Origin of the sequence: uncultured Microbulbifer sp. (assembly GCF_947489355.1) — a bacterium.
In the GTDB taxonomy this organism is placed as follows: Bacteria; Pseudomonadota; Gammaproteobacteria; order Pseudomonadales; family Cellvibrionaceae; genus Microbulbifer.
In genome coordinates, this window is sequence record NZ_CANLDD010000037.1 from 38163 (window position 1) to 44170 (window position 6008).

6 protein-coding genes and 1 pseudogene are annotated in these 6008 nt (G+C 44.4%); 3 read left to right on the forward strand and 4 right to left on the reverse strand.

Going from position 1 to position 6008, the window contains the following annotated elements; all coding sequences use genetic code 11:
- The first annotated feature begins 227 nt into the window (after positions 1 to 227).
- The gene (locus tag Q1A48_RS14420; protein ID WP_299946174.1) at positions 228 to 533 is read left to right on the forward strand and encodes a PadR family transcriptional regulator; all 306 of its coding nucleotides are present in this window, start codon (positions 228 to 230) and stop codon (positions 531 to 533) included.
- Positions 534 to 547: 14 nt separating this feature from the next.
- On the opposite strand, the gene Q1A48_RS14425 is transcribed toward Q1A48_RS14420, so the two are convergent.
- Both Q1A48_RS14425 and Q1A48_RS14430 read right to left on the reverse strand, forming a co-directional pair.
- Positions 548 to 871 carry a DUF4880 domain-containing protein gene (locus Q1A48_RS14425; protein ID WP_299946176.1) on the reverse strand — a complete coding sequence of 108 codons (324 nt, stop codon included), beginning with the start codon at positions 869 to 871 and terminating at the stop codon, positions 548 to 550.
- A complete protein-coding gene (locus tag Q1A48_RS14430; RefSeq protein ID WP_299946179.1) occupies positions 868 to 1347 on the reverse strand; it encodes an RNA polymerase sigma factor in 480 nt (159 codons plus the stop codon). The genes Q1A48_RS14425 and Q1A48_RS14430 overlap by 4 nt, the downstream gene beginning before the upstream one ends.
- A gap of 1225 nt (positions 1348 to 2572) precedes the next feature.
- Here Q1A48_RS14430 and Q1A48_RS21870 point away from each other — a divergent pair.
- A pseudogene (locus tag Q1A48_RS21870) lies at positions 2573 to 2686 on the forward strand (hypothetical protein); the annotation flags it as partial.
- 1064 nt (positions 2687 to 3750) lie between these two features.
- On the opposite strand, the gene Q1A48_RS14435 reads toward Q1A48_RS21870, so the two are convergent.
- Complete coding sequence (locus Q1A48_RS14435) at positions 3751 to 4212, reverse strand: N-acetyltransferase (RefSeq protein WP_299946182.1); 462 nt, start codon at positions 4210 to 4212, stop codon at positions 3751 to 3753.
- Positions 4213 to 4416: 204 nt separating this feature from the next.
- Here Q1A48_RS14435 and Q1A48_RS14440 point away from each other — a divergent pair, with 204 nt between their 5' ends.
- Complete coding sequence (locus Q1A48_RS14440; RefSeq protein ID WP_299946193.1) at positions 4417 to 5199, forward strand: IS30 family transposase; 783 nt, start codon at positions 4417 to 4419, stop codon at positions 5197 to 5199.
- A 617-nt stretch (positions 5200 to 5816) separates the two neighbouring features.
- On the opposite strand, the gene Q1A48_RS14445 is transcribed toward Q1A48_RS14440, so the two are convergent.
- On the reverse strand, positions 5817 to 6008 hold a 192-nt coding region (locus Q1A48_RS14445), incomplete at its 5' end, for a hypothetical protein (protein ID WP_299946185.1).

The window sequence follows — 6008 nt, forward strand, 5'->3', positions numbered from 1 at the left end:
TGGATTCTGCCCGGAAGTAAGCATAAGCAGAGGGTCCCATGACTATTCCCGATGCTTCCGGTAAGGTCCGGCTACCGGTAGCCTAACGGGCATCCAGTTGAACGCGGTACCAGTGGATGCCGGCGCGAGCCCTTTGGGGGGTAGAGCTTGCAGGCTTTTGTACCAGCAACCTTCCCAGGGTGGCCATATGAGGCTGCCTGGGGACAAAAAATGACAAAGAAGCAAAAATGACAGACAAGGATCTCTACGGTGGCCTGATCCGCCTGCACATTCTGTATCATGCAGCCATAGAGCCTGTATTTGGGCTTGGAATCATGGAGGAGTTACAGCGGCATGGCTACGATATTAGTGCCGGCACCCTTTACCCGATGCTGCATGGGCTGGAAAGAAAAGGCTATCTGATTTCCAGCCGAGAGAGTGGTGGGCGCAGCCCGAGACGCGTTTACACCATTACCGGCAAGGGTCGTAGTGCACTAAACGATGCCAAGATCAAAGTCAGGGAATTGTTTGGTGAACTTATTCGGGGGTGCTGAGGCTATACTGGCGATTAGCCACCCGCCAGACCGGCAGAGAGCAGGGCTTGGCCGGTTGTCGCTGCAAACAGCGTGACGCAGCTCACCCCATTGCCCAAAAAAGTATTGCGATCCTCCTCCCTCGCCGCCAGGATTGCCGCATCTTCGGCAATTGCATCGAAACATGCCCAGTCGCACTCCATTTGCCGGTAGGCCAAACAATTTTCCCGTGTCTGGCAAAGCCACTGGGTGAACCAATACTGTTCTTGTTCGTTCATATCGCCTGAACGCAGCTCGTTGAACCAGTAGGTGGCGGCCGCACGCTGTGTTTTGTGATCGGAATGGGTTTGCAATGTCATGTTTCGTCCTCCATAACCTGTCTTATCCGCACCAGTGCGCGGTGAATAAGCTCCTTTACAGACTCCTTGGAAATATTCATCTGTTCGGCAATATCCTGATACGTCATATCCTCGAACCGATGAAACTGAAAAGCGGCCCGTGCCCGTGGCGGTAGGCCGACAATCGCCTTGACTACACGACGGTACTCCTGCATACCGATAACGGCCCGCTCGGGAGAAATAACGTCGGGAATCTCGAATTCATATTCAAGTGCATCTTGGAAGGTACGGGATTTGGATTTCTGATGCCGGCTTCGGCTAATCAACAGATTTCTGGCAACAGTGAAGATGTAGCTTTGCGGGTTGTGGATCTCCGTGTCCTGTTGCCTTACCTGCAAGTGCAGTTGGAAGAAAACTTCCTGTACCAGATCGTCAATATCGGCATTGTTTACCCGTGGTGCGAAATAGCGCCGCAGACCTGAGCCGTACTCATTCATCCATGTGGAAATAACTCTTTCGCAGTAGTTAATCATATAAAAACCGGATGAGTGAGTCGAGTTAAAATGGGGGTGTCAGACTGCAAGAAAACAGAGCCCTTAACCACAAAAATAACCTGGTAGTTTTTTCTTTCTAGAAGTCGATGGTTGATCTTGAACAAATTAATTCCATTTGTATTTAGGGATAACACTAGCCCTATGCTCGAATATGACTTTCAAAAGCTGGTTCTCTGGGATGAAATGTGAGCGCAGTCTTACGCGGCTGCTTGGTTTTTCACTAAATTTTATCGGAATAAAGTAGATTGCAGCTCTGGTATTAAATTTATTGAGCGATTAGTATTCCAGGAAAAAAAGAATTCAATGTATTGAGTAGTGCCAACTTTAAGTCACCAGGTAAGTAAATTTATTCTAAATTGCGTTTTGAAGCAATCTCCCTTTTTTATTTTGCTCTGCATTTTTAGCTTCTAATCGTGCAGCCTGATTAAATACAGATAAAGTATGGGAGAAGTATATTTCCTTGAGTGGCTGCCATGCCTAGCCCAGGTGGCATTCAAAAGTCAAGGCAAGTATGCAAAAATTGCAACAATAACTTTGTGCTCTATATGCCGATTGCATTTTTATCAGTTCCCCTCTCGAAAATGACCGTGTCAGGATAACCTCAATCGAGAATTTAATAAACGATTGTCACTACTACAATGATGAAATAAGTGCCACAATTATTTCTTTTACAAAAAAATATTTGTAATTTTTTCCGTTAAGAAAGGTGTTTAGGCGGATACAGTTAACCAATTATGAAGAAAAATTTATAATGACCAGCAGGTCTTTATCCTGTTTGTCAATGACCGTTTGGTTTTGCTTTTTTTATTTCTCTTTTGACACAGTGCTTGCCGCAGGAAAATAGTCGCCTCTGTATCGCATTCACCTGTTGAGTGATCTGGCTGTTGTTTTTTAATCCGGCAATCCAGGCTACCCAGTGGAAAGGTGAGTACGCTTGGATGATGAGGCAGGAAGAAGAAAAAATACTGGAGTTTCCTGTAGTGGTGGTTTAAAGCTGCCGTTATTGACAATTTGATCAGGCAACATCTTAAGAGAGGCGAGCAGTCTATGGCATGATGTTGCTGTGGTGCGCCAAAATATGCGGCCTGCCATCCGTTTGGCTGGGCTAGAAATTTCTGTTCTATAAAATCAGTTCGGCAGATCTCCCCTTAGGTCAGTACCTGAGCAGTCCTTGACGGCTTGTTACCATCAATATTGCAACTCCTGTCTGAGTGCCCAGATATTCAGCAATTTCCGGTGTCTGGCAGTTACACGAAGTAATCAACACATTTCAACTTTATAATACCGATGATCCTTTTGGGCAGGGCCGCAAAGAATAAATCTATTAATGGATAAGTGATTCTAATTTGGAGGCAGGTACGTAAGTACTCTCAACCCTTGTATATCCAGTGCGGAGTACATTCTCTGATCAGGTTGCCAGCCAGCCGTTGACCTTGAGTACAGGTCAATGATTACTAATAGGTACACTCAGTTCCGTGATGTCCAAATGCTTTCAGATACCCAATAGTATTTGGCGTAATTTTCATTTACAGGATAGACCTTTGGCGTGCTGGTACCCTTTCTATTTTCCTACAGATAACTCTTTTTCCTACAGATAACTCTCGTACTTACAATGTTCCCGTTATGTATGGATGTACGAGAGGCACGGACTATAGAGTCAAGCGGATGAGACACTTATTCATAAAAAAATTTGCTAAAAAGAAGGATTGATCCTCCCGACAGCGTAGTTTTTTTGCGTCATTGTAGTGGGAAGATCGCTCCAGCTTGCTGTATATGACGTATTCATTTATACGATCGTACCAAGTTTGTTTACTTCCCTTATCGGAGAGTAGGGGGATCTTCCCGCCCGTGCCGGAACTATATTCAGAGAAACCAGCGGTACGGATTATTGGAGCAATGGAGAATAGTGCCGCCGTCCTCAGGTCGGTTTAACCTGTGAGTATTGGCAATGCCTTTTGGGTCTCCAGACACTTTACAGGTGATAATCCAGCGGGTAAGGGAAGAGCGTTATTTTGGGTAGATAGTAAAAATTTGTGGATCTTTATGGATTCCAGGGAGTTAGCTCAGCAGTAAGTTAAGCAATCCTGAAATAGCAGCCTTTGCTCTGAGTTTGATATTGTGCAGATACTCAAAGAGACTCAGATACAGAGGAAGTCTCTCTTGTGATATCCCTCAATGGGGGCGTTACCAAGATCGCAACAAAGGCCAGAAACCCTCCATAGTATTCACATGAACTATCCATTAAATTTTTTGGTGTTTCAAAGCTTAATATTTTTCTTGGCCGATTATTTAAATTCCTGGGTTAAAGTTATAAGTGCATATCTTATTCTGGAATATTTTGGTGAGCTATTTCACTTCCAGTTGATACGCAGTAAAGTTATTGTCATACAGCTCAGTTTTTCGTACATTTTCTGCAAGCTTGTCCAAGAATTTGTAGCCAGGGCGGGTATGTAGGAAATGTATAAAGATCTCTTTATGCCCCAGTTCTTTTGCCCATCCCATTACATCCTGAAACACTGTCTTACCTAACCCCCAGAATTGATCATCAATTACCATTGCAATTGCGTATTTGTCACCTTCCAGTTGAATGGCACACCAGCCCGCCAAGGTGCCTTCAAGAATAATTGCCCTAACTTTGCAGCCAGCGGTGCTATCTATCTCTATTTTGGAATCCATCCAAAGCTTCAAGGTCTCAGTTGTAAACAGTGCATGATCAATCAAGTGTTTTCTTACCCTTTCGCGATTGAGTACTGATAAAAAATCACTTGGGTCGACTTCACTAAATTCTAGGTATTTTACTGCCTTCATATTGTCACCGAACTATTAGTAGCATCTCTATTGTAATGTATCTAAAATATAAATAAAGAGGGAGTATTTTTCTGGCTGAAATTATTTTATCCCAGATTCAACTTGTAAGTGCATATTTTAATGGAGCTAGACAAATCAGCTAGTTGCCCGTAGGCTTCGTGCTTTTTCTCCGGCAAGAGATATGCAATGTGACGCTACAAGCATCTGACCTGTGAGCAAAGATGCCAGATTGAGGCATTTAAGAAAAGCGGGTTTCCAAAAGCAGAGATTGCGGCGGCTATAGGCGTGAGTCAATCCACGATATCAAGGGAGTCAGCGCGAAATAGTAGTCAGCGCGGATATCGGCAAAAGCAAGCCCGGAGGTTTGCGCTTTTGCGTCGTGAAGAGGTCAGAAAGGTAACAAAACTGACACCAGAGCTGATTAGCCTGGTCGAGGAAAAGCTTACTGAAAAATGGAGCCCGGAGCAAATCTCAGGCTGGCTGCCCAAGGTGCACTTGATACTGTTGAGCCATGAGCGCATCTATCAACATCTGTGGGCCGACAAGGCGACGGGTGGCGAACTGTTCATGAGCCTCCGGCGGCACGGTAAAAAGTATCACAAGCGAAGTAATGGTAAAACCAATCGCGGCCAAATCAGGAATCGTATAACTATCGATGAGCGCCCGGTGGAGGTAGATGCGAAGAGTCGGGTTGGCGACTGGGAAATTGATACCGTCATTGACAGGGAACATAGCGGCGCTCTGGTGACTCTTGTAGAGCGCGTCACGCAGTTTACCTTATTTACACAGGTGGAGAGCAAAAGTGCAGAGGCGGTGGCAGAGGCCACTATAGCTCTGCTGAAGCCGTATGCGGCAGTATTGCATGCGATCACGGTGGACAATGGTAAAGAGCTTGTCTATCACGAAAAAATTACTAAGGAGCTTGGAGCGCAGGTTTATTTCGCGCATGCTACCACTCCTGGGAACGTGGTTAGAGCGAGAATATGAATGGCTTGTGCGCCAATATTGGCCTAAGAGTGTGAACTTTAAAAAGATAATTCAGAGACAGGTTGATGCAGTGGTATGCGATTTAAATCATTGGTCAAGAAAAACATTAGACTTTGAAATACAGAAAGGCTTAATGGATAATTACTTGGCGGCACAGGCCGCATAAATAGTATGCATTTCAAGGTTTAATCTGCAAGTGTATTTTTTCAGATATAAAGAATGCCATATTACTTTCTTGGGAATCTGTATTCCTATCACAAACCGAAGCCTAAGTTGTTATGAAGGCCAATCTGCCGCTTTCGTATGCGTCGCCTTAATCTTGTTCTTGGCTGTAATTTGATATATAAGAGAGAAAAGTGCTCCTCTGACATTTCAGGATAAAAAGCAGGGCTATTGTTTGGGATAAACTTCATTGATCTTGCATTCGCACTAATATCTGACTGGTTTATGTGCTTTCAGTGTATAGCTTCAATCGCCAAGACATCTTGTTTCCGACATCTATACTTATGCAGACATAAACAGTTGGAAATCACATCCATCGGAATTCTTGTATTTTGGCGTCTATAACGGTGTTGCTTTGTACGTGAGCTCAAATATTGCCTGTCGACACAATTTGGTCAGTGTTGTTTTTGAAGCTGTGCATGCTTGGATCTTGGTTCGTAAGGACTTACCGATGCGTATGATGGATAAAATGAGACAGTGCAGGCTATTCCCTGCACAATAGATTCAATGGGGTATTGAATGAAATTTAAAGATAAGCGCATTTTAGTCACCGGAGGTTCAAGCGGTATTGGCTTCGCGACTGGGCG

Excerpts from the sequence above, each read along its gene's own strand:
- Q1A48_RS14420 (WP_299946174.1), top strand. The coding sequence starts at position 228 with ATGACAGACAAGGATCTCTACGGTGGCCTGATCCGCCTGCACATTCTG.
- Q1A48_RS14425 (WP_299946176.1), bottom strand. The coding sequence starts at position 871 with ATGACATTGCAAACCCATTCCGATCACAAAACACAGCGTGCGGCCGCC.
- Q1A48_RS14430 (WP_299946179.1), bottom strand. The coding sequence starts at position 1,347 with ATGAATGAGTACGGCTCAGGTCTGCGGCGCTATTTCGCACCACGGGTA.
- Q1A48_RS14435 (WP_299946182.1), bottom strand. The coding sequence starts at position 4,212 with ATGAAGGCAGTAAAATACCTAGAATTTAGTGAAGTCGACCCAAGTGAT.